The organism is Nocardia sp. NPDC060220 (genome assembly GCF_042727815.1).
In the GTDB taxonomy this organism is placed as follows: Bacteria; Actinomycetota; Actinomycetes; order Mycobacteriales; family Mycobacteriaceae; genus Nocardia.
The window spans coordinates 1-1074 of record NZ_JBHWZY010001380.1 but is presented as its reverse complement, the minus strand read 5'-3'; the positions used below and the strand labels follow the sequence as shown (position 1 = coordinate 1074).

1 protein-coding gene is annotated in these 1074 nt (G+C 67.1%); it reads left to right on the top strand.

Annotated features, from left to right (window positions below; all coding sequences use genetic code 11):
• Positions 1 to 932, top strand: a 932-nt coding sequence (locus ACFWF3_RS36935) for an amidohydrolase family protein (protein WP_379318905.1), incomplete at its 5' end; no start/stop codon positions are given.
• Positions 933 to 1074 lie beyond the last annotated feature (142 nt).

Here is a 1074-nt window from a genome sequence, read left to right as displayed (position 1 = left end):
TCTTCGGCAAGTCGATGAAGTCGATCCCGGCGTTCCGCGAGCCGGGCGCGCGCCTGGAGCTCATGAACGAGCTGCAGCTCAACCGCTCGCTGATGTTCCCCACGCTGGCCAGCCTGGTCGAGGAGCGGATGCGCCACCATCCCGATCTGATCCACGCGGTGATCCATTCGCTGAACCGGTGGCTGCTCGAAACCTGGGGCGAAGACGGCAATTTCGTCTACAAGGACCGCATCTTCACCGTGCCGGTGGTGAGCTTGCCGATCGTCGAGAAGGCGATCGAGGAGCTCGACTGGTGCGTCGAGCACGGCGCCAAGGCGATTCTGGTGCGCCCGGCCCCGGTCCCCGGTCTGCGCGGGCTTCGCTCGTTCGCGCTGCCGGAGTTCGACCCGTTCTGGAAGCGGGTGGTCGAGCACGACATCCTCGTCACCATGCACTCCTCCGACAGCGGCTACTCGCGACACAACGCCGAGTGGGAGGGCTCGAGCCTGGAGATGCTGCCGTTCCAGACCAATACCTTCCGGATGACCACCGAATGGCGTCCGATCCAGGACGCGGTGGCCTCGTGGGTGTGCCACGGCGCGCTGTTCCGCTTCCCCGAACTCAAGGTCGCGGTCATCGAGAACGGCGCGTCGTGGCTGGCGCCGCTGCTGGAGAACCTCGCCGACGTCGCCAAGAAGGCGCCGGAGGGCTTCGGTCATCAGGATCCGGTCGAGGCGGTCAAGCGCAGCATCTTCGTCAGCCCGTTCTGGGAAGAGGACCTCGGCGGGATCGCCGACCTGCTCGGGGTGGACAACGTCCTGTTCGGTTCGGACTACCCGCACCCGGAGGGCCTGGCCGAACCGGCACGCTACATCCACGAGATCAAGGATCTGAGCCTGGAGCATCAGGCCAAGATCATGGGCGGCAATCTCGCGAGGCTGCTGAAGGTATGACCTGGCAGACCATCCCGCAGATGGTCCTGAGCGCCGCCGATGGCGTGGGGACGTCCCGAGCGAACGGGGAACGGCCCCCGCCGGTGTGGGTGCTCGGTAGGGCCCCCCCGGTGGGCCAAGCCGGGGGCGGGTTGGCGGCGGC